20 protein-coding genes are annotated in these 20,603 nt (G+C 61.9%); 15 read left to right on the top strand and 5 right to left on the bottom strand.

The window, feature by feature from the left end; all coding sequences use genetic code 11:
• Window positions 1–25: 25 nt before the first annotated feature.
• The 3 genes from J1777_RS00435 (at window position 26) to J1777_RS00425 (ending at window position 3,474) form a co-directional block, all read left to right on the top strand.
• A complete protein-coding gene (locus J1777_RS00435) occupies window positions 26–832 on the top strand; it encodes a ferritin-like domain-containing protein (protein ID WP_207573877.1) in 807 nt (268 codons plus the stop codon).
• Between the two features lie 42 nt (window positions 833–874).
• The gene (locus tag J1777_RS00430; protein ID WP_207573876.1) at window positions 875–2,113 is read left to right on the top strand and encodes an EAL and HDOD domain-containing protein; all 1,239 of its coding nucleotides are present in this window, start codon (window positions 875–877) and stop codon (window positions 2,111–2,113) included.
• A gap of 95 nt (window positions 2,114–2,208) precedes the next feature.
• Window positions 2,209–3,474, top strand: coding sequence for an EAL and HDOD domain-containing protein (locus tag J1777_RS00425; RefSeq protein ID WP_207573875.1), 1,266 nt, complete (start codon window positions 2,209–2,211; stop codon window positions 3,472–3,474).
• A gap of 27 nt (window positions 3,475–3,501) precedes the next feature.
• Here J1777_RS00425 and xerD read toward each other — a convergent pair whose 3' ends face one another.
• Both xerD and queG read right to left on the bottom strand, forming a co-directional pair.
• Entirely contained in the window at window positions 3,502–4,431 is a 930-nt protein-coding gene (gene xerD / locus J1777_RS00420) for a site-specific tyrosine recombinase XerD (protein ID WP_207573874.1), read from the bottom strand.
• 49 nt (window positions 4,432–4,480) lie between these two features.
• Complete coding sequence (gene queG, locus J1777_RS00415) at window positions 4,481–5,557, bottom strand: tRNA epoxyqueuosine(34) reductase QueG (protein WP_341352921.1); 1,077 nt, start codon at window positions 5,555–5,557, stop codon at window positions 4,481–4,483.
• A gap of 81 nt (window positions 5,558–5,638) precedes the next feature.
• Between queG and tsaE the strand changes: the two genes are divergently transcribed.
• Window positions 5,639–6,148 carry a tRNA (adenosine(37)-N6)-threonylcarbamoyltransferase complex ATPase subunit type 1 TsaE gene (gene tsaE / locus J1777_RS00410; protein ID WP_207573872.1) on the top strand — a complete coding sequence of 170 codons (510 nt, stop codon included), beginning with the start codon at window positions 5,639–5,641 and terminating at the stop codon, window positions 6,146–6,148.
• Complete coding sequence (locus J1777_RS00405; RefSeq protein ID WP_207573871.1) at window positions 6,145–7,563, top strand: N-acetylmuramoyl-L-alanine amidase; 1,419 nt, start codon at window positions 6,145–6,147, stop codon at window positions 7,561–7,563. Before tsaE ends, J1777_RS00405 begins: the two co-directional genes overlap by 4 nt.
• A gap of 79 nt (window positions 7,564–7,642) precedes the next feature.
• On the opposite strand, the gene J1777_RS00400 is transcribed toward J1777_RS00405, so the two are convergent.
• Entirely contained in the window at window positions 7,643–8,296 is a 654-nt protein-coding gene (locus tag J1777_RS00400) for a DedA family protein (RefSeq protein WP_207573953.1), read from the bottom strand.
• A gap of 168 nt (window positions 8,297–8,464) precedes the next feature.
• Here J1777_RS00400 and J1777_RS00395 point away from each other — a divergent pair, with 168 nt between their 5' ends.
• The 4 genes from J1777_RS00395 to gdhA all read left to right on the top strand — a co-directional run bounded on the left by J1777_RS00395 (window position 8,465) and on the right by gdhA (window position 13,204).
• Window positions 8,465–8,758, top strand: coding sequence for a glycine zipper domain-containing protein (locus tag J1777_RS00395; protein ID WP_207573870.1), 294 nt, complete (start codon window positions 8,465–8,467; stop codon window positions 8,756–8,758).
• A gap of 82 nt (window positions 8,759–8,840) precedes the next feature.
• Window positions 8,841–10,811 carry a DNA mismatch repair endonuclease MutL gene (gene mutL / locus J1777_RS00390; RefSeq protein ID WP_207573869.1) on the top strand — a complete coding sequence of 657 codons (1,971 nt, stop codon included), beginning with the start codon at window positions 8,841–8,843 and terminating at the stop codon, window positions 10,809–10,811.
• Between the two features lie 33 nt (window positions 10,812–10,844).
• Complete coding sequence (locus J1777_RS00385; protein ID WP_207573868.1) at window positions 10,845–11,675, top strand: MurR/RpiR family transcriptional regulator; 831 nt, start codon at window positions 10,845–10,847, stop codon at window positions 11,673–11,675.
• A gap of 185 nt (window positions 11,676–11,860) precedes the next feature.
• Window positions 11,861–13,204 carry an NADP-specific glutamate dehydrogenase gene (gene gdhA / locus J1777_RS00380; protein ID WP_207573867.1) on the top strand — a complete coding sequence of 448 codons (1,344 nt, stop codon included), beginning with the start codon at window positions 11,861–11,863 and terminating at the stop codon, window positions 13,202–13,204.
• 88 nt (window positions 13,205–13,292) lie between these two features.
• Here the strand turns inward: gdhA and J1777_RS00375 are convergent, their stop codons facing one another.
• Together J1777_RS00375 and J1777_RS00370 are read right to left on the bottom strand one after the other, a co-directional pair.
• Window positions 13,293–13,721 carry a bacteriohemerythrin gene (locus tag J1777_RS00375; RefSeq protein WP_207573866.1) on the bottom strand — a complete coding sequence of 143 codons (429 nt, stop codon included), beginning with the start codon at window positions 13,719–13,721 and terminating at the stop codon, window positions 13,293–13,295.
• 84 nt (window positions 13,722–13,805) lie between these two features.
• Window positions 13,806–14,705, bottom strand: coding sequence for a LysR family transcriptional regulator (locus J1777_RS00370; protein ID WP_207573865.1), 900 nt, complete (start codon window positions 14,703–14,705; stop codon window positions 13,806–13,808).
• A gap of 102 nt (window positions 14,706–14,807) precedes the next feature.
• On the opposite strand from J1777_RS00370, the gene J1777_RS00365 reads away from it, so the two are divergent.
• From J1777_RS00365 to J1777_RS00340, 6 genes are all read left to right on the top strand, one after another.
• Complete coding sequence (locus tag J1777_RS00365; protein WP_207573864.1) at window positions 14,808–15,773, top strand: MBL fold metallo-hydrolase; 966 nt, start codon at window positions 14,808–14,810, stop codon at window positions 15,771–15,773.
• Window positions 15,774–15,896: 123 nt separating this feature from the next.
• Window positions 15,897–17,573, top strand: coding sequence for an FAD-dependent oxidoreductase (locus J1777_RS00360; protein WP_207573863.1), 1,677 nt, complete (start codon window positions 15,897–15,899; stop codon window positions 17,571–17,573).
• Between the two features lie 40 nt (window positions 17,574–17,613).
• Window positions 17,614–17,844, top strand: coding sequence for a DUF2783 domain-containing protein (locus tag J1777_RS00355; RefSeq protein WP_207573862.1), 231 nt, complete (start codon window positions 17,614–17,616; stop codon window positions 17,842–17,844).
• 35 nt (window positions 17,845–17,879) lie between these two features.
• A complete protein-coding gene (locus J1777_RS00350) occupies window positions 17,880–18,425 on the top strand; it encodes a VOC family protein (RefSeq protein WP_207573861.1) in 546 nt (181 codons plus the stop codon).
• Window positions 18,426–18,453: 28 nt separating this feature from the next.
• Window positions 18,454–19,470 carry a fumarylacetoacetate hydrolase family protein gene (locus J1777_RS00345; RefSeq protein WP_207573860.1) on the top strand — a complete coding sequence of 339 codons (1,017 nt, stop codon included), beginning with the start codon at window positions 18,454–18,456 and terminating at the stop codon, window positions 19,468–19,470.
• A gap of 47 nt (window positions 19,471–19,517) precedes the next feature.
• Entirely contained in the window at window positions 19,518–20,537 is a 1,020-nt protein-coding gene (locus tag J1777_RS00340) for a TRAP transporter substrate-binding protein (RefSeq protein ID WP_207573859.1), read from the top strand.
• Window positions 20,538–20,603: the final 66 nt, after the last annotated feature.

Genomic DNA, 20,603 nt, shown 5'->3' with positions numbered 1-20,603 from the left:
TTACCCACTACCTACAATCGCACGTATGCAACTTCGACATCATGCCTTGGAGGTTTTGTGCCTGTGCAATCCGCAGGAAAAAGCCCAGGCCGCCATGGCCATGCTGGCCCAAGCACACCACTATGCGATTGCGCCGCAGGCGGTGCTGCACTGCCATGCCCCCTTGCCCGGCCACCCTGCCCGGCCGGTGCTGCGGCCGCACACGCAGGTGGCCCGGCGTTCGCCCGCCACCTTGCAAGGGCGGGCCGTGCTGATGCATGCCATTGCACACATTGAGTTCAACGCCATCAATCTGGCGCTGGATGCGATTTGGCGCTTTGCCGACATGCCTGCGGCCTACTACCTGGATTGGCTGCAGGTCGCCGGGGAAGAGGGCAAGCATTTTTTACTGATCGACTCTTGGCTGCAGCAGCACGGATTTGCTTATGGGGACTTTCCCGCCCACCAAGGGCTGTGGAGCATGTGCGAAAAAACTGCCGAGGACATCACCGCCCGCATGGCCTTGGTTCCCCGAACTTTAGAAGCGCGTGGCCTTGATGCCACGCCACAAATTCAATTAAAACTTCAAAAAATTGGCTCTGATGATGCGCTAGAAGCTAGCAAAATATTGGATATCATCTTGCACGAAGAAGTGGGGCATGTTGCCATTGGCAACCATTGGTACAACTGGTTGTGCTTGCAACAACGCGTATCCCCCCAAGCCCACTACACTGCACTGCTTGAGCGCTACCAGGCACCGTGGCCCAAGCCCCCACTCAATCGCTCTGCCCGCCACGCCGCAGGCTTTACCGCGCAAGAGATTGCCTGGCTAGAGATGGGCCCACCCGCATAATCGGCCGGCCTGTTTTCCGCCCCTTCGTTCGTTTTTTTATTTATGACTACCCCCTCCGCTGCCGTTGGTGCCTCTACCGCCTTGATTGCCCGCCAGGCCATTGTCAATAGTGAAAAATCGGTCATCGGCTATGAACTGTTCAACCGCTCACGCGCCCCGGCCGAGCACACGGCCGCCTCCGATGTGCTGCTGGTGTTTACGGCCATGACCCACGCTGGCACCGAAGACATCATGGGCGACAAACTGCTGTTTGTGAACTGCACGCACGAGAGCCTGGCTGGCGGCCACCTGGAGCTGCTCGACCCCAGCAAAATCGTGCTGGAAATTCAAGACCTGGGCCACAGCGCCAGCGCTGAAGCCCATCTGCGCCTGCCCATGTTGGAGACGCTCAAGCAACGCGGCTTCAAGCTGTCGTTTGGCCATTTTGTGCTCGATTCGGTGTACGCAGGCTGGCTGGCGCTGGCCAACTACATCAAGCTCGATTTAACCGTGTTGCCACGCGACCAGTGGCTGGTGCTGATTCAGTACGCCCAAAAACACAGCACGGCGCAGCTCATTGCCGCAAAGATGGAGACCGTTGAGCAGTTTGAGCTGCTGCAACAAATGGGGATCAAGCTCTTTCAAGGCTTTTGGTTTGCCCGGCCTTCGGTATTTGAAGCCAAAATTTTGGCCCCTCGCCAAACCAGCCTGGTCGAGCTCATCACATTGCTGCGCCGCCAGGCCAGCACCGATGAACTCGAAGAGGTGTTAAAAAAAGATGCCGGCTTGGCCTTTAACCTGTTGCGCCTGATCAATTCCGCCAGCTTTGGCATGCAGCGCGAAGTCACCTCGTTTCGCCAAGCGGTGCTCATCATGGGGTTGAAAAAACTTTTTCGCTGGGCGGCCTTGCTTCTGGCCGCCACCAAATATGCCAATACCCCGCCCTCCCTGGGCCAAACAGCGGTGGTACGCGGGCGCTTGATGGAGTTGCTGGCCGAAGAGTTTTTAAGCGAAGAAGAAGCGGACATGGCGTTTGTCACGGGCATTTTCTCGCTGCTCGATTTGATGCTGTCCATCCCCACCGCTGACGCGCTGCAATTGATCCATGCGCCTGAGCCCATTCGCCAAGCCTTGCTCCACCAAGTGGGCCCCTTGGCCGATTTACTCACCCTGGCCAAGGCCTGCGAAAACAATAATGACTCTGTTTTTGACGAGGCTGCCGAAAAACTGGGCCTGACCAACCAACAAATCAACTGGGCCCACTTGCGAGCCCTGGCCTGGAGTGACCAGGTCAACGGTTAAAGCACCAAGGCGACATTGTGTTCACCGGCAATCGCGGTACAGTTATTTCATTAAGAGCAATCAGCCCTTGAGGCTTGGCATTATTCATTCAACGTATGAGCACCACCCCCGACTCCTCCCTTCCTGGCGCCACCTCCACCAAGACAGAGGCCAATGCGTTGGTTGGCCGCCAGGCAATTTTGAACGAGCAGCGCGAAGTCTTCGGCTATGAGTTGTTTGACCGCAGTGCGGCCTCGTTTACCGCCGCCAGCGATGCCGCCTTGCTGTTCAACGCCCTGTCGTACGCGGGCGCGGAGGCCTTGGTGGGGAAAAAACTGGTGTTTATCAACACCACCCACGACGGCCTCTCGGGCGGGCACCTGGAGCTGATCGCCCCAGAGAAAGTCGTCCTGGAAGTTCCCCCCATGCCTGCGGGCAGCTGTGCCTTTGACATTACCACCCGCTGCGGCGTATTTGGTGCCTTGAAAGAGCGCGGCTTTCGCATCGCTTTTGACCAGCATGCGCTGACCAAGGACTACGCCAGCTGGCTGCCCCTGGCCGACTTCATCAAACTGGACATGATGCACATCAAGGCCGAGCAACTGCCCGCCGTTGTGCAATTTACCCAGAAGTACACCAAAGCCCACATCGTTGCCGAAAAAGTGGAGACCAAAGAGCAGTTCGAGTGCATGAAAGCCTTGGGCGTGAAGCTGTTCCAAGGCTATTGGTTTGCCAAGCCCGATGTCATCCAGACCAAAACGGTGCGGCCCAATCAGGCAGTGATCATGCAACTGCTCAACCTGGTGCGCAGCCAAGGCAGCACGGCAGAGATTGAGGCGCTCCTGAAAAAAGACCCCACCCTGTCCTTCAACCTGCTGCGCTTTATCAATTCGGCCGGTTTTGGTCTGTCGATTGAGGTCACCTCGTTTCGCCATGCAGTCATGATTTTGGGCTTGAAAAAGCTCTTTCGCTGGGCCGCTTTGCTGCTGACCACGTCGCGCGGCAGCGACACCGCCCCCGCTGTGGGCCAAACCGCGGTGGTGCGTGGCCGCTTGATGGAGCTGCTGGCGGCCGAGATGCTCACCCCCGAAGAGGTGGACAACGCCTTCATCGTTGGCATGTTCTCCCTGCTCGATTCCATGCTGGGCATCCCCATGGAGATGGCCTTGGATGCTGTGGCCCTGCCGCAGTCCGTGCGCGATGCCTTGCTGACCCGCACCGGTGTCTTAGCCCCCTTCCTGGAGCTGACTTTGGCCTGCGAACAAGGCGATGACGACACCTTTGCCCGCCTGACCGATGCCCTGCACCTGTCCAACCACCAGGTCAATTGGGCCCATTTGCAAGCCTTGGCCTGGGCCGAAACGTTCGACGACATGAATTAAAGGGCGGCCCCCGCTTGCCCCCCGCCATCAGCCACGCGGGTGATGCTGGGCATGCAATTGCTGCAGGCGCGCGCGGGCAATGTGGGTGTAAATCTGCGTGGTAGAAATATCGGCATGCCCCAAGAGCAGCTGCACCACCCGCAAGTCAGCGCCGTGGTTGAGCAAATGCGTGGCAAACGCATGGCGCAGGGTGTGCGGCGACAGTGGCACGCTGATCCCCGCCTGCAGCGCATATTTTTTTACCAGCACCCAAAACATGGCCCGCGACATGGCGCTACCGCGCTGGGTGACAAAGCAATCGTGGCTGCGCTGACCCGCCAAAATTGCGCTGCGGGCTTGCTCTAAATACGACTGCAGCCAATCGCTGGCCACTTGACCAAAGGGCACCAGGCGCTCTTTACGGCCTTTGCCCAGCACCCGCACCACCCCTTGCTGCACATCCATGTGCTGCAACTGCAACCCCACCAGTTCGCTCACGCGCAAGCCGCTGGCATACAGCAGCTCCAGCATCGCCCGATCCCGCAGGCCCAAAGGGGTGGAGGTATCGGGCGCGGCCAGCAGCTGTTCGACTTGCGCCTCACTGAGCACATGGGGCACGCGGGGCGGGCGCTTGGCGGCCAACAGCAGCACACTGGGATCGTGCTGCAAGCGTTGCTCTTGCAGGGCCCAGTGGTAATAGCGGCGCAAAACACTCAAGCCCCGGTTGCTGGAGGTGGCCTTGGCCCCTTGGGCCGCACGCTGGGCTTGCCAGGCTTGCAAATCCTGCGTCTGTGCGCCATCCAGGCTCACACCGCGTTCGGCCAAAAACTGCGCACAGGCGCTGGCATCGCGCCGGTAGGCTTTCAAGGTGTTTTCAGCCAGCCCGTCTTGGAGCAGCAGGGTTTCCAAAAAAGCATCCAAACTGCTCCAGCTGGCAGCCAGCAGGGCCTCTTTATCGGTCGTTCCCGGATTGGTCATAGTCGGCAATAGTAGCCGCCGTCAATGGCCCTAAGATCGTGAACACGTTCTAAAAAGGCGGTGCTGGCGGTAGGCGCGGGTGCTGCGCCAAGGCCCACTGCACATGCTCGCGCACCAGCGCACTGGGATCGTCCAGGCGCGTTGCCAAAGTGGCCGCAATCGCTTGCGCCGTGGCCGCATCCGGGGCTTGGCGCAGGGCATTGCCCAGTGCCACGGCAATATTGCGTACCCATTTTTCATGGCCAATGCGGCGGATGGGGCTGCCTTCGGTGCGGCGCAGAAAGCTGGCCTCGTCCCAGGCAAACAGCTCGGCCAGGCCCACATCCTGCAGGCCAGGGCGCACCGCAAAATCGGCCAGCACACTGGGCTGGGCAAACTTGTTCCAGGGGCAGGCCAGTTGGCAATCGTCACAGCCATAGATGCGGTTGGCCATTTTGGGGCGCAAGTCTTCGGGGATACTGCCACCGTACTCAATCGTCAGGTACGAGATGCAGCGGCGCGCATCCACCTGCCCCGGTGCGACGATGGCCCCCGTCGGGCAGGCATCCAGGCACGCGGTGCAGCTGCCGCAGTGCACGCTGACCGGCTCAGTCGGCGGCAAAGGCAGATCGACGTAGATTTCGCCCAAAAAAAAGGTCGAACCGGCCTCGCGGTTGAGCACCAGGCTGTGCTTGCCGCGCCAGCCCTGGCCGCTGCGCCGGGCCAGCTCGGCCTCGAGCACCGGGGCCGAATCGGTGAACGCGCGGTAGCCAAACGGCCCCAGCTCTTGGGCCATGCGCTCGGCCAGTTTTTGCAAGCGGGCCCGCAGCACCTTGTGGTAATCGCGCCCTCGGGCATAGACCGAGATGATGGCCTCTTGCGGATGGCGCAGGCGCTGCCACTCGCGCTCTTGCCAATCGGCCGGGGTATCGGCCGGCAGGTAATTCATGCGGGCGGTGATGACGCTGACCGTGCCGGGCACCAGCTCGGCCGGGCGGGCACGCTTGAGGCCATGCGCCGCCATGTAGTGCATCTGGCCGTGAAAGCCTTGCTCCAACCAGCGCAGCAAGCCCGGCTCACTGGAGGACAAATCCACACCGGCGACGCCAATTTGCGAAAATCCCAGCTCTTTGGCCCAGGCGGTGATGCGGGCCAGCCAGGCTTGGCTTGCTTGAGCTTGGTTTTCTTGACTGTGATTTTTTGCGTGCATAAGCGCCCGATTGTAAAAATGCCCGATTCCCCCCAACGCCCTCAGGCGCACCCCGGTGTCACGCTGACCTGGTCGAGTGAAGCCGATACCGCCGCCTTTGCCCAGCAATTAGCCCACAAGATGATGGCCAACTCGGCCCTGGCCCAGGCCTTTATCACCCTGCACGGCAACCTGGGCGCGGGCAAAACCACGCTGGTGCGCCATTTGCTGCAGGCCCTGGGCGTGCCAGGGCGCATCAAAAGCCCGACCTACGCCGTGGTCGAGGCCTACGACCTGCCGCAGCTGGCCATCTGGCATTTTGACTTTTACCGTTTTGACGATCCGCTGGAGTGGGAAGATGCCGGTTTTCGGGACATTTTCGCCAGCCCCGGATTGAAGCTGGCAGAATGGCCGGAAAAAGCTGCCGGCCTTGCCCCACAAGCCGATGTAGCTATCCATATCGAAGCCATTGACGACACCCAACGCCGCGTGCATCTGCGCCCCCTCAGTGCCTGCGGTACGCAACTTTTGCAAGCCTGGTTTTCATGAGCGCTAACCGCCCCCTTGTTTCCCACCCCCGCCGCCGTTTATTGCAAGCGGGCACCTTGGCCTTCCTACTGGGTCGCCAGCAAATTGCCTTTGGCGCCAGCGTGGTGGCCGTGCGGGTCTGGCCTGCGCCGGACTATTCCCGCGTCACGCTCGAATCGGACAAACCGCTCAAGACCACGCAAACCTTCATCCCCAACCCACCGCGCCTGGCGGTGGACATTCAGGGCATGCAGCTGACCAACACGCTCAAAGAGCTGGCCGTCAAAGTGCAGCCCGATGACCCCAATATCGCCTCCATCCGCATCGGCCAAAACAGCCCCAACGTGGTGCGCATGGTGCTCGATTTGAAGCAGGCGGCCAACCCGCAGGTCTTCACCTTGAAGCCGGTGCCACCCTACCAGCACCGCCTGGTGCTGGACTTGTACCCGGCGCAAGAGCTCGACCCCCTGGCCCAGCTGATTCAAGAGCGCCTGCCCGGCAGCAGCGAACAGGCCGCCAACACGACGGCGACGGCGGCGGCCCCCGCGCACGACGATGATCCGCTTAGCCAGCTCATCGCCCAGCGCCAAACGGCCCAGGCAGAGTCCTCAGCCCCGGTCGCTCCAGCACCCCCCAGTGCCCCGGCCCAAGTGGCCGCCGCCCCGGCGCAAGCTGCGCAGCCTGCGCCCAGCACCAAAACCGCTGGGCCCACCGAGCGCATCATCATCGTCGCCCTGGACCCCGGCCACGGCGGCGAAGACCCCGGTGCCATCGGCCCCCGGGGCACGCGCGAAAAAGACATCGTGCTGAAAATCGCCCTTCTGCTGCGCCAGCGCATCAACGCCACCCGCATCAATGGCAACCCGATGCGGGCCTTTCTCACCCGCGATGCCGATTTTTTTGTGCCCCTGGCCACGCGCGTGAGCAAAGCGCGGCGCGTGCAGGCCGATTTATTCATCAGCATCCACGCCGATGCGTTTACCAAACCCTCGGCCAACGGGGCCAGCGTGTTTGCCCTGAGCCCCAAAGGCGCGTCCAGCGCGGCAGCCCGCTGGCTGGCCGACAAAGAAAACCAGGCCGACCTGATCGGCGGGGTGAACGTCACCAGCAAAAACAAAGCCGTGCAAAACGCCGTGCTGGACATGAGCACCACGGCCCAAATTCGCGACAGCCTGCACCTGGGCAGCGCCGTGCTCAGCCACATTGGCGGCTTTGCCAAGCTGCACAAACCCAAGGTGGAGCAGGCCGGTTTTGCAGTGCTCAAAGCCCCGGACATCCCCAGCGTGCTGATTGAAACCGCCTTTATCAGCAACCCCGACGAGGAGCTGCGCCTGCGCTCGCCGGCCTACCAGGCCAAGCTGGCCGATGCCATCATGCAAGGCATCCGCCAGTACTTTGCCAAATTCCCGCCCACGGCCCGCTCGCGCTCTATTTAAAAGAAAGCTGTTTGCGCTGATAAAAAAAGGACTTCAAGGTGTTATTGCCTTGAAGTCCTTTTATTTAAAGCGGTAACAGCTATGCTTTTAGAGCATTCTCTTTGCGCCCAGCGTGCCAGCTGCCGTAAATGGCGATCAAACCGGGCACCAAAATCAAACCCCAGATGATTTTTTCCAAGTTGGCCTGCACCCAGGGCAAATTGCCAAAAAAGTAGCCCGCCGTGCCAATGCCCAGCACCCAAATAAACGCGCCGACCACATTAAACAGCGTGAACTTGCTGCGCGACATGGCCGCCACCCCGCCCACAAACGGCGCAAAGGTGCGAATGAACGGCATGAACCGCGCCAGGATGATGGTCACGCCGCCGTAGCGCTCGTAAAAGCGGTGCGCCTGCTCAAACGCGCGGCGGTTGAACCAGCGCGAATCCTCCCACTGGAACACTTTGGGGCCAATCATGCGGCCAATCGTGTAATTGCACTGGTCGCCCAAAATCGCCGCCACCAGCAGCACCACCATGGCCAAGCTGAAATCCATCAGCCCCGCGCCACACATGGCCCCCACAATAAACAGCAGCGAATCGCCGGGCAAAAACGGCATGACCACCACCCCGGTTTCAACAAACACAATCAAAAACAACAGGGCATACACCCAGGGGCCGTAGGCCACCACAAAATCCTGCAAATGCTTGTCGATATGCAGAATGAAGTCGATCAAAAACGCGGCAATTTCCACAACACAGCCTCTGGGCATCAACAAAAGAACCGCGTACTGTAGCGCTGCGCACCGCGCTTTCTCACAAACACTCGCAATCGGGCAGAGAACTTTACCTCTGGTAAAGCCTGCTTACCGGTTGCGCTGGCACAGTACGGGTATGCGTAACATTATTCGGAGGATCATCTTATGACCCGCACCAAAACACTCATCCTCGGCACCACCTTGGCACTGGCACTGGGCCTGGCCGGTTGCGCCCACCGGCCCAGCAATGCCCAAATTGGCACCGGCGCGGGGGCCGTGGCCGGCGGCCTGCTGGGCGATGCCGTTTTTGGCACCACCTTGGGCACCATCGGCGGAGCGGCTGCCGGGGCCGTGATCGGCAACGAGATTGGCAAACGCAACGACGGCCACGGCCACGGCCACTCGCACCAAAAACGCAAAAAGCACAACAAGCACCGCCACTACCACTACGACGACTAACGCCAGCAGCCGTGCGGCGCACGCACAGCGGCCAGATCCGCTGCGCCTGGCAAGAGCGGCCCAGGTGCATAAAATCGCAGCAATGACCAGCACCTCCGCCTTGCCTGCCCCCCCTTCCCCCCCACGCCGCGCCATCCAAGACCTGCCCGACGAACTGATCAGCCAGATTGCCGCTGGCGAGGTGGTCGAGCGCCCCGCCTCGGTGGTGCGCGAATTGGTCGATAACGCGCTGGATGCCGGGGCCCGCCAGATCACCGTGCGGCTGCTGGCTGGTGGGGTGCGCCTGATCAGCGTGGAGGATGACGGCGGCGGCATCCCACCGGCCGAACTGCCCATTGCCCTGCGCCGCCACGCCACCAGCAAAGTGCGCGATCTGCAGGAGTTGGAGGGTGTGACCACCATGGGCTTTCGCGGCGAGGCGCTGGCGGCGATTGCCTCGGTCTCGCAAACCAGCATCCTCTCGCGCCCGCCCGAGGCCGACAGCGCCTGGCTGCTCGATGCCCGCAGCGGCGAACTGCGCCGCGCCGCCCGCGCCCCCGGCACGACGCTGGAGGTCAAAGAGCTGTTCTTCTCCACCCCCGCGCGGCGCAAGTTTTTAAAAACCGATGCCACTGAGCTGGCCCACTGCATCGAAAGCGTGCGCCGCCACGCCCTGGCCCGCCCGGATGTCGGTTTTGCCATCTGGCACGAGGGCAAACTGGTCGAGCAATGGCGGGCCGTGCCCCCCGAGACCGAGCACAGCCAAGCCCTGGCGCGGCGTCTGGCCGATGTGCTGGGGCAGGAATTTGTGGATAACAGCCTGCCCGTACACCGTATTTTTAACAACGGCGCCATCACCATCTCGGGCCGCGCCGGGCTGCCCGATGCGGCCCGCAACCGCGCCGACCAGCAGTACTGCTATGTGAATGGCCGCTTTGTGCGCGACAAAGTCATCCAGCACGCCGCCAAGGCCGCCTATGAAGACGTGCTGCATGGCCACAAGCAACCCATTTATGCGCTGTACGTCCGCATCGACCCGCTGCGTGTGGATGTGAACGTCCACCCCACCAAGATTGAAGTGCGCTTTCGCGACAGCCGCGAAGTCCACCAAGCCATCAAGCACGCCATCGAAGATGCCCTGGCCGTGCCCCGTGCCCAGCGGCTGGCGGCCCAGGCCAAGGTGCCGGATGCCGCCCCCCAGCCTGCGCCCGCCAGTGCCCAAAGCACACCCCCACAGCAGTTGGCCATGCCCTTGTCGGCCGCTGTGCCCTCGGCGTTCGCCCCGGCTTTCACCGCTGCGGCAACGCCTGCGGCGGCCACACCGCTGACCCCCACACACATGCAGGCCCTGTGGGCACCACTGCGCGAAGCCAGCCCGCAGCCCGCATGGCAAGTGCAAGAAAGCCACCCTGCCGCCACCACCGCCCCTGCTGCCAAAGCTCCCTTGGCCGAAGCCAGCGCACCGCCAGCAGCGGCCCCGGCCCAGCACTGGCCACTGGGCCGCGCCGTGGCGCAAATCCACGGCATTTACATCCTGGCGGAAAACGCCCAGGGCATGGTCATCGTCGATATGCACGCCGCGCACGAGCGCATCGTGTACGAGCGCCTGAAAACCCAGGTGGGCCACGACCAACCCATTGCCAGCCAGCCCTTGCTGATTGCCGCCACCTTTGCCGCCACCCCGCAAGAAGTGGCCGCTGCCGAAGCGCACAGCGCCACCTTGGCCACCTTGGGGCTGGAGGTGGTCCCGTTCTCGCCCAAAACCTTGGCGGTGCGGGCCGTGCCCGCCCTCTTGGCACAAGGCGATGCGGTGGAACTGGCCCGCAGCGTGCTGGCCGAGCTGCACCAGCACGAGGCCAGCACCCTGGTGGCCCGCGCCCGCCATGAAATCCTGGCCACCATGGCATGCCATGGGGCCGTGCGGGCGCACCGGCGCCTGACCCTCGATGAAATGAACGCCCTGCTGCGCCAAATGGAACAGACCGACCGCGCCGACCAATGCAACCATGGCCGCCCCACCTGGCGGCAGTTGAGCATGGCCGAGCTCGATGGCCTGTTTCTGCGCGGCCGCTAACCCTGACGATTCCCGACGATTGGTTTGAACGCTATGCCTGTGCAACCCGCCCACCCCAACGCCACCCCGTTTTTGGCCCGCCTGCGCCAGATGCAGGACCAGCTCTCGCCCACCGAGAAAAAACTCGCCCTGCTGATTTTGGACACCCCCATCCACCTGGGCAGCTACAGCGCCAGCGAATTGGCGCAGATTACCGACGTATCCAACGCCACCATCACCCGCTTTGTGCGCCACCTGGGCTACGGCACCTACGAAGAAGCCCGCCGCCAGGCCCGGCTAGAGGCCGACGCTGCCGGCACCCTGCCCCTGCCCCCGGCCGCCCAGGCCAGCGCCAACGCCCCCAACAGCCAGGCGCTGTGGCAAGCCCAGCAAGACAAGCTGCGCGCCACGCTGGCACAAATTCCGGCCAGCACCATGAACACCCTGGCCGCCGCCTTGCACCGCGCCCCGCGCGTAGTGGCCGTGGGCCTGGGGGCCAACCACCTGCTGGCCCAGCACCTGTGCCAATTGCTGCACACCGCCCTGGACAAACCAGCACAGGCCCAACCGGCGGCCGGCACCACGCTGGAAGAGGCTTTAACCCCCTTGGCGCGGGGCGACATGCTCATCCTGTGCGTCCTTGGGCGCATTCCCCCTGCGGTGCAAACCCTGGCCCAACAAGCCCAGCAGCGGGGCATTGCGCTGCTGTGCATCACCGACCTGACCAGCCCGGCCCCCACTTCCGACTGGCTGCTGCGCTGCGACACCAGCGCCCACGCCCCCATGGTGGGCCACCTGCTGGACACCAGCGCAGCGCACACCTTGGTCTATGGTTTGGTGGCGCACACGGTGCAATGGGGGGCGACGCCGTTTGAATTAGAGTAAAAAATGATGAATAAATAAAAGAGCTTAAAGCGCTTGACCTGAAAGGGTTTAAGCGCTTTTTTCTTATATTTTTTTACCCTCATCGCTCCCAACGATGCCTGGCAACGCAATGCAAACGGCATGAAGTCATACATTTTTGGCATAATCCGCCGCATTGCATTACCGGTATGAAAGGCCGCTTTCCCATGACGCTCCCCACCCTTGAACACTTCCTGCAAGACATTGCCCGCCGCAACCCCGACCAGCCCGAGTTTTTGCAGGCGGTCACTGAAGTGATGGAGAGCCTGTGGCCTTTCATTTCTGCCAATCCACGCTACGCCGAGCAAGCCTTGCTGGAGCGCCTGGTCGAACCCGAGCGCCTGATTCAATTTCGCGTCTGCTGGCACGACGACAAAGGCCAGGTGCGCGTCAATCGCGGCTACCGCATCCAGCACAGCATGGCCATTGGCCCGTACAAGGGGGGGCTGCGCTTTCACCCCTCGGTGACCCCTTCGGTGCTGAAATTTTTGGCCTTTGAACAAACCTTCAAAAACGCCCTGACCACCTTGCCCATGGGTGGCGGCAAAGGCGGTTCCGACTTCGACCCCAAAGGCAAGAGCAACGCCGAGGTCATGCGTTTCTGCCAGGCCTTCGCCTCGGAGCTGTTCCGCCACATTGGCCCCGATACCGATGTGCCCGCAGGCGACATCGGCGTGGGTGGCCGCGAAGTGGGCTTCATCGCTGGCATGTACAAAAAGCTGGCCAACAACGCTTCGAGCGTGTTCACCGGCAAAGGCCTGAGCTTTGGCGGCTCGCTGATCCGCCCCGAAGCCACCGGCTACGGCACCGTGTACTTCGCCCAGGAAATGCTGGCCACCCGTGGCCAATCGTTTGCCGGCAAGACCGTGTCGGTGTCCGGCTCGGGCAACGTGGCGCAGTACGCCGTAGAAAAAGCCATGCAACTGGGCGCCAAAGTGGTCACCGTGTCCGACTCCGGCGGCACCGTGTACGACGCTGCAGGCTTCACCCCGGAAAAACTGGCCATCCTGATGCAGATCAAGAACGAGCAGTACGGCCGCGTCAGCGAATACGCTGCCAAAGTGGGCGCTGAGTTCCAGGCAGGCAAGACCCCTTGGCACATCGCCGTGGACATCGCGCTGCCCTGCGCCACACAAAACGAACTGGACGAGAACGACGCCAAGACCCTCATCCAGAACGGTGTGGTCTGCGTGGCCGAAGGCGCCAACATGCCCAGCACCAACGAAGCGGCCAAGGTCTTTGAACACGCTGGCGTGCTGTACGCACCCGGCAAGGCCTCGAACGCCGGTGGCGTGGCCACCTCGGGTCTGGAAATGAGCCAGAACGCCATGCGCCTGAGCTGGACCGCCGAAGAAGTCGATGCCCGCCTGCACGGCATCATGAAGAGCATCCACGCTGCCTGCGTCAAGCACGGCCAGCGTGCCGATGGCAGCATTAGCTACATCGACGGTGCCAACATCGCCGGCTTTGTCAAAGTGGCCGATGCCATGCTGGCCCAAGGCGTGATTTAAACCACCCGGCTGAACACAAAAAAGCGCTACTGCAATGCGGTAGCGCTTTTTTTTGTGCTTTTTTTATGCTTTTTTCAGGCCCAGGGCATCAGGATTTTTTTAGAGCCTTCAGGCGCCTTTGCTTGTCCAGAAACAAGCGCACTTCTTTGTCGTTGCGGCGAATGTGCAGCGACAGCCAATCGCGCAGCAGTTGCGACAGGCGGGTGGCCACGGTGGGGCTGCCGCCTTCGTACAGCTCTTTTAAGCGCACCAGCTCGGCCACAAAGTGATCATGCCCCTTGTGGTGGGCTTCGGATTCAGGAAAGCCAACGCTGGCCATAAAGCGCTCTTCGTGCGCCAAATGCTCTTTGGTGTCGGCCAGTAATTCTTCCAACAACCCGGCCACGATTTCTTGGCCACTGCCTTGGCTGGTGGCATCGTGCAAACGATTAACCTGCGCGACCAAGCGGCGGTGGTCTTGGTCAATCGGGCCATCGTGGTCAATGACCATATCGCTCGCCCATTCAAAGTACGCCATCACGGCTCCTTGCTATAAAAATTTACACTTGCGGACAGTCCTAGCGCCGTATGGTACTACCGTAATTCCCCGCACCGCCCTGAATTACGCCCACGCACGCGCCAATTGCCCACGGGCAAAATCCAAAAATCCTTGTGCAGCAGGCGAGAGCGAACGCCCTTTGCGCGTAAAAATCCAAAAGCTGCGCTGCACCTGCGGATGAACCAACGGGCGCATGACCAGGCCGTTTTGCTCGACCAGCAAGCGCGCATAGGGCATGCACAAGGTAATGCCCAGGCCAGCGCGCACCAGCGCCAGCGCCGAGGTCATGAACGTCACTTGCATGAACGAGTCCTGCTGCAGGTCGCGGGCGGCATCGCCCGCGTCGCTGACCAACAGATCGGTAAATTGCCCCTGCAGGGTGATCAGGGGCTGGGCGCTCAAGTCCTGCCAGCGCACCTGCTCCTGCGCGGCCAGCGGGTGGCCCTTGGGCAGCACCACCATAAAGGGCAGGGTAAACAGCTCGGCGGCCTCGATGTCGGAATTGGTCTCGCGCTCGGGGCCAATGCCAATGTCCACCTCGCCCGAGAACACCCGCGCCATGACGCTTTCCACCGCGCAATCGACCATGCGCAGCTGCACGCCGGGGTGCAACGCTTTGAAGTCGGCCATCACCTGCGGCAGCAGGGTGCAGGCCAAGAGCTGCGGCACGGCAATGCGCACCTTGCCGCGCTGCAGGGCTTTAAGGTTCCCGGCCTCGCTGACCACGCCTTCGAGGTCGTGCAGGATTTTTTCGATCTGCGGGTACAGCTCCTGCCCGATCACGGACAAACGCAAGCGCCGCGTGCTGCGGTCAAACAGGCGCAGGCCCAGGCTGCTCTCCAGTTCACGAATCAAGCCGCTCAAAGCCGACTGGGTGACAAACAACCGCTCGGCCGCCAGCGTAAAGCTGCCCGTCTGGGCCACGGCGATAAAGGCATGCAGCTGGCGCAGGGTGACATTCATAAGGTAAACCAATAAATTGATAAGAAAAAACCGTTTGAATCATAAATAGATCTCCTTTTTAATGCATCCAAGCACTGCCATTCAATTCAAGGAGAACCGCGCATGACCGAGAAAAAATTCGCCTCCCAGGCCGACCTGGAAGAAAAAAAGATCAGCTGGGAAAAGCTCAGCGACAACGCCTACGCCTACACCGCCGAGGGCGACCCGAACACCGGAGTCATCATTGGTGACGATGGCTGCATGATCATCGATGCCACGGCCACCCCCGTGGCTGCGCAGGGCGTGATCGCCAAAATCCGTGAAATCACCGACAAGCCCATCAAATACGTGGTGCTGACCCACTACCACGCCGTGCGCGTGCTGGGCGCGTCGGGCTACAAAAGCGAAGGGTTGGAGCAAATCATTGCCAGCCGCGATACCTACGACCTGATCGTTGAGCGCGGCCAGCAGGACATGGATTCGGAAATTGGCCGCTTTCCGCGCCTGTTCCAGGCGGTGGAAAGCGTGCCCGGCCTGACCTGGCCGACCATGACTTTTGAGGGCGAGATGACCCTGTGGCTGGGCAAGCTGGAGGTGAAGATTAAGCAAGTGGGCCGTGGCCACACCAAGGGCGACACCATCGTCTATCTGCCCAGCCAAAACATCTGCTTCTCGGGCGACCTGGTCGAGGCCGACGCTGCCTGCTACACCGGCGATGCCTACCTGGCCGACTGGCCGCAAACGCTGGACAACCTGGCCGCCATGCAGTTTGACAAGCTGATCCCCGGCCGTGGCCCCGCGCTGATGACCCCCGAAGCCGTGCAAAAAGGCCTGGCCTACACACGCGATTTCGTCAGCACCCTGTACCAAAGCGCCCAAGAGGCCGTGGCCCAGGGCATGGATTTGAACGCCACCATGCAGCACACACGCAAGGCCATGGACCCCAAGTTTGGCCACGTGTTCATCTACGAGCACTGCCTGCCATTTGACGTGACGCGCGCCCACGACGAGGCCAGCGGCATCCGCGACCCACGCATCTGGACGGCCGAGCGCGACAAAGAAATGTGGCACGCGCTGCAGCAAGTCTGAACAAACAAATAGCTTCTACCGCTGATAAAAAAACAATTTCAGATAGAAATTTATCTGAAACATAGCAAATACAAGCGGTAGGAGCTATCTTTTTAAAAAGAATATTACCAAGACGGAGACAAGATGCTATCCACCTACACCTACCCCAAATTCGAGTACGTCTGCCCGCCCGAAGTGGCCGAGCAGCGCAGCGGCCACTACCCCGTGGTGATCGTTGGCGCGGGGCCTGTGGGTCTGTCCATGGCGATTGACTTGGCGGCCCAGGGCCAGCAGGTGCTGCTGCTGGACAACGACGACACCGTCTCCATCGGCTCGCGCGGCGTGTGCTATGCCAAGCGCACGCTGGAAGTGCTCGACCGCCTGAACTGCGGCGCGCCTGCCGTGGAAAAGGGCGTGTCCTGGAACGTGGGCCGCACCTTTTTTGGCGATGGCGAGGTGTTCAACTTCAACCTGTGCCCCCAAGAAGGCCACCAGCGCCCCGGCATGGTGAACCTGCAGCAGTACTACCTGGAGGACTACCTGGTGGCCCGCGCCCGCCAGTTGCCCAACCTGGAGATGCGCTTCAAAAACAACGTCATCAGCGTGGAGCAAGACGATGCCCAGGCCACCGTGCGCGTGGAAACGCCCGACGGTGCCTACACCCTGACGACCGATTGGCTGGTGGCCGCGGACGGCGCGCGCTCGCCCATTCGCACCATGCTGGGGCTGGACATTGAGGGCAAAATTTTCATGGACCGCTTCCTGATTGCCGACGTGGTGATGAAGGCCGACTACCCCGCCGAGCGCTGGTTCTGGTTCGACCCGCCCTTCCACCGCAACCAGTCGGTGCTGCTGCACAAGCAGGCCGACAACGTCTGGCGCATCGACTTTCAGCTGGGCTGGGATGCCGACCCCGAGGCCGAGAAAAAGCCCGAAAACGTCATCCCGCGCATCCAAGCCATGCTGGGCGACGAGCGCGAGTTTGAGCTGGAATGGGTCAGCGTCTACACCTTCCAGTGCCGCCGCATGGGCCGGTTCAACCACAACCGCGTGCTGTTTGTGGGCGATGCGGCGCACCAGGTCTCGCCCTTTGGCGCACGTGGGGCCAACAGCGGCATTCAAGACACCGACAACCTGGCCTGGAAATTGAAACTGGTGCTGGACGGCAAAGCCCCCGCTTCGCTGCTGGACAGCTACAGCGCCGAGCGCTGCTACGCCGCTGACGAGAACATCATGAACTCGACGCGCTCGACCGACTTCATCACGCCCAAGAGCAACGTCAGCAAAGCCTTTCGCAACGCGGTGCTGGAGCTGGCGCAGGACTACCCCTTTGCCCGCGCCCTGGTCAATTCGGGCCGCCTGTCGGTGCCCAGCTGGCTGGTCGATTCGCCGCTGAACACCCCCGACAGCGACGCATTTGCCGGCAACATGGTGCCCGGTGCCCCCATGGACGATGCCCCCGTCAGCGGCAGCCGCACCGGCTGGCTGCTGGGCGCGATGGACACGCGCTTTCAGCTGCTTTACTACGTTGAAGATGCCAGCCAGATCAGCGCCGCCCAGGCCCAGGCATTGGCCGCGCTGGCCCACGACCGCATTGGCGTGCAGGCCGTGGTGGTGGCCAAAACCGGCGCAGCCCCGCACGGCCTGCTGACGCTGCTGGACACGCAAGGCAGCATCGCCCAGCGCTACGACCTGCAGCCGGGCACCTGCTACCTGCTGCGCCCCGACCAGCACGTGGCCGCCCGCTGGCGCAGCTTTGATGCCGCACGGGTGCGCGCCGCCGTGGCCCGCGCCACGGGCAACGCCGCCGCCAGTGCCTGAACCGTGAACCGTCCATAAAAAATCCCAAGGAGACCACCCCATGCCCCTAATCACCGCTGCCAACCTGCACGAACCCGGCAAACGCTACTTCCAGGCCTATTCGCCCGGCGATGATTTCTACGAAGCCCTGATCGACACCCACCAGGGCCTGAGCGACGAGCAAAGCCTGGCCGTCAATGCCCGACTGGTGCTGCTGCTGGCCAACCACATTGGCGACATCAGCGTGCTGCGCCAGGCGCTGGCCATTGCCCGCCAGCCTTTCAACAATTAAAAATCCATTCCCCCCCCCCACCCAAGGAGACAACCATGGCCTTTCTCAACGGCGTTCACCATGTCGCTTACCGCTGCAAAAACGCGAAGGAAACCGTGGAGTGGTACCAAAAGTACCTCGATGCCAATTTCATCCTCGCCATTGCCGAAAACCAAGTGCCCTCCACCAAGGAGCCCGACCCCTACATGCACATCTTCATCGACATCGGCGGCGGCAACATCCTGGCGTTCTTCGAGCTGCCGACCAAGCAGCCCATGATCGCCCCGTCGGATGCCAACACCCCGGCGTGGACGCAGCACCTGGCGCTGAAGGTCGATTCCATCGACACCATGCTGAAAGTCAAGGCCAAGATGGAAGCCGACGGCATCGAAGTGATCGGCCCCACTGACCACACCATCTTCCAGTCGATCTACTTCCGCGACCCGTCCGGCCACCGCCTGGAGCTGGCGGCCGACACCGCCACGCCCAAGATGAACCAGATGCTGGACGAGGTGAAGTGGGACATGCTCAACGAGTGGGACCGCACCAAAAAGGCCCCCACGCATGCCCGCTGGATGCACGACGGCAGCTACGCCAACTAATTCCATTTTCTAAAGGAAACCCCACCCCATGAAACTTGCCACCCTGCAACAAGGCGGCCGCGACGGCACCCTGGTCGTCGTCAGCCGCGACCTGGGCCGCTGCCGCGCCGTGCCCGCCATTGCCCGCACCCTGCTGGCCGCGATGGACGACTGGGCCACGGTGGAGCCACAACTGCGCCAGGTGTACGAAGCGCTGAACAGCGGTGCCATCGAAGGCGAGCCGTTTGACCAGGCCGCCTGCCACAGCCCACTGCCGCGCACCTGGCAATGGGCCGATGGCTCGGCCTACCTCAACCACGTTGAGCTGGTGCGCCGCGCCCGCAACGCCGAGGTGCCCGAGACCTTCTACACCGACCCGCTGATGTACCAGGGCGGCAGCGACGGCTTCATCGCCCCGCGCGCGCCCATCGTAGCCAAGGAGGCCTGGGGCATTGACATGGAGGCCGAGGTCACCGTCGTCACCGGCGACGTGCCCCTGGGTGCCACACCCAAGGAAGCGGCCAAGGCCATCCGGCTGGTGATGCTGGTCAATGACGTATCGCTGCGCCACCTGATTCCGGCAGAACTGGCCAAGGGTTTTGGCTTTTTCCAGAGCAAACCGGCCAGCGCCTTCAGCCCCGTGGCCGTCACGCCCGACGAGCTGGGCGATGCCTGGCAGGACAGCAAGCTGCACCTGCCCCTGGTGGTTCACCTGAACGGCGAACTGTTTGGCAAACCCAACGCCGGGGTGGACATGACCTTCAACTTCGGCCAGTTGATTGCCCACGTGGCCAAGACGCGCACGCTGTGCGCTGGCTCCATCATTGGCTCGGGCACGGTGTCGAACAAGCAGGGCAACCTGTGGGGCTCGTCCATTGCCAACGGCGGCGTGGGTTACTGCTGCCTGGCCGAGGTGCGCACCTACGAAACCATTGAGCAAGGTAAGCCCGTCACCCCCTTCATGCGCCACGGCGACGTGGTGCGCATCGAGATGTTCGATGCCCAGGGCGCCAGCATCTTCGGCACCATCGAAAACCAGGTGGACACCCACAGCCTGGATAAATAACCGATCCGATAACGGACGACATTTCACACCCCAAGGAGACAAACACCATGCAAAAAACCCTCATCGCCCTGGCCTGCGCCAGCGCCAGCCTGGCCGCCAGCGCCGATCCCGTGATCCTGAAAGTGGCCCATTTTTGGCCCGCCACCGCGCTGTCGCAGCAAAAGGTGCTGGAGCCTTGGTGCGCCAAGATTGCCCAGGAGTCGAACAACACCCTGCAATGCCAGATCTACCCCTCCATGCAGCTGGGCGGCACGCCCCCGCAACTGATTCAGCAGGCGATTGACGGCGTGGCCGACATCGTCTGGACGCTGCCGGGCTACACCGCCGGGCGCTTTCCGTCGATGGAGGTGATGGAGCTGCCCTTTCTGACCAAAGACGCGGAAGGCGGCAGCCGCGCCGCCTGGGAGATTTACCAAAAATACGGCCAGAAAGACTTTGCCGGCCTCAAGGCCCTGGCCTTTCACGTACACGATCGCGGCCAGATTCACAACAACAAGCGCCCCATCACCAAGGTGGCCGACTTCAAAGGCCTGAAGATGCGCGCCCCCACGCGCCTGACCAACAAGATGATTGCCGCCCTGGGCGCAACCCCCGTGGCCATGCCCATGCCGCAGACCCCAGATGCCGTCTCCAAGGGCGTGGTCGATGGCTACGTGCTGCCCTGGGAAGTGGTGCCCACCATGAAGCTGCACGAGATGACCAAGTACCACTCGGAAATCAGCCCGCCGCAACCCGGCCTGTACACCACGCTGTTCACCATTGCCATGAACCAGGCGAAGTACGACAGCCTGACCCCGGAGCAGAAAAAGGTGATTGATGCCAACTCGGGCGTGGACTTCTCAGCCGCCATCGGCAAAGCCTGGGATGAATCGGCCCCCGCCGCCCGCAAGCAGGCGCAAGACCGGGGCAACCAGTTCAACACCATCGGCGCGGCCGAGGTAGAGGGCTTCCAGAAAGCCACGGCCCGTGTGGCCACCGACTGGGTCAAAGAAGTCACGGCCAAGGGCTACGACGGCAAGGCCATGCTGCACGATGCCCAAACCCTGTCGGCCCAATACGCCAAATAAAAAAACAGATAGCTTTTACCGCTTGAATTTATTGATTTTCAGCATTTTTTTGTTCTGAAGTCTTTT

The sequence above is a fragment of the Comamonas denitrificans genome, assembly GCF_017368815.1.
Lineage (GTDB): Bacteria > Pseudomonadota > Gammaproteobacteria > Burkholderiales > Burkholderiaceae_C > Comamonas > Comamonas denitrificans.
This window is presented reverse-complemented; position numbering and strand designations above follow the sequence as displayed.

Excerpts from the sequence above, each read along its gene's own strand:
- J1777_RS00435 (WP_207573877.1), top strand. The coding sequence starts at position 26 with ATGCAACTTCGACATCATGCCTTGGAGGTTTTGTGCCTGTGCAATCCG.
- J1777_RS00430 (WP_207573876.1), top strand. The coding sequence starts at position 875 with ATGACTACCCCCTCCGCTGCCGTTGGTGCCTCTACCGCCTTGATTGCC.
- J1777_RS00425 (WP_207573875.1), top strand. The coding sequence starts at position 2,209 with ATGAGCACCACCCCCGACTCCTCCCTTCCTGGCGCCACCTCCACCAAG.
- xerD (WP_207573874.1), bottom strand. The coding sequence starts at position 4,431 with ATGACCAATCCGGGAACGACCGATAAAGAGGCCCTGCTGGCTGCCAGC.
- tsaE (WP_207573872.1), top strand. The coding sequence starts at position 5,639 with ATGCCCGATTCCCCCCAACGCCCTCAGGCGCACCCCGGTGTCACGCTG.
- J1777_RS00405 (WP_207573871.1), top strand. The coding sequence starts at position 6,145 with ATGAGCGCTAACCGCCCCCTTGTTTCCCACCCCCGCCGCCGTTTATTG.
- J1777_RS00395 (WP_207573870.1), top strand. The coding sequence starts at position 8,465 with ATGACCCGCACCAAAACACTCATCCTCGGCACCACCTTGGCACTGGCA.
- mutL (WP_207573869.1), top strand. The coding sequence starts at position 8,841 with ATGACCAGCACCTCCGCCTTGCCTGCCCCCCCTTCCCCCCCACGCCGC.
- J1777_RS00385 (WP_207573868.1), top strand. The coding sequence starts at position 10,845 with ATGCCTGTGCAACCCGCCCACCCCAACGCCACCCCGTTTTTGGCCCGC.
- gdhA (WP_207573867.1), top strand. The coding sequence starts at position 11,861 with ATGACGCTCCCCACCCTTGAACACTTCCTGCAAGACATTGCCCGCCGC.
- J1777_RS00375 (WP_207573866.1), bottom strand. The coding sequence starts at position 13,721 with ATGGCGTACTTTGAATGGGCGAGCGATATGGTCATTGACCACGATGGC.
- J1777_RS00370 (WP_207573865.1), bottom strand. The coding sequence starts at position 14,705 with ATGAATGTCACCCTGCGCCAGCTGCATGCCTTTATCGCCGTGGCCCAG.
- J1777_RS00365 (WP_207573864.1), top strand. The coding sequence starts at position 14,808 with ATGACCGAGAAAAAATTCGCCTCCCAGGCCGACCTGGAAGAAAAAAAG.
- J1777_RS00360 (WP_207573863.1), top strand. The coding sequence starts at position 15,897 with ATGCTATCCACCTACACCTACCCCAAATTCGAGTACGTCTGCCCGCCC.
- J1777_RS00355 (WP_207573862.1), top strand. The coding sequence starts at position 17,614 with ATGCCCCTAATCACCGCTGCCAACCTGCACGAACCCGGCAAACGCTAC.
- J1777_RS00350 (WP_207573861.1), top strand. The coding sequence starts at position 17,880 with ATGGCCTTTCTCAACGGCGTTCACCATGTCGCTTACCGCTGCAAAAAC.
- J1777_RS00345 (WP_207573860.1), top strand. The coding sequence starts at position 18,454 with ATGAAACTTGCCACCCTGCAACAAGGCGGCCGCGACGGCACCCTGGTC.
- J1777_RS00340 (WP_207573859.1), top strand. The coding sequence starts at position 19,518 with ATGCAAAAAACCCTCATCGCCCTGGCCTGCGCCAGCGCCAGCCTGGCC.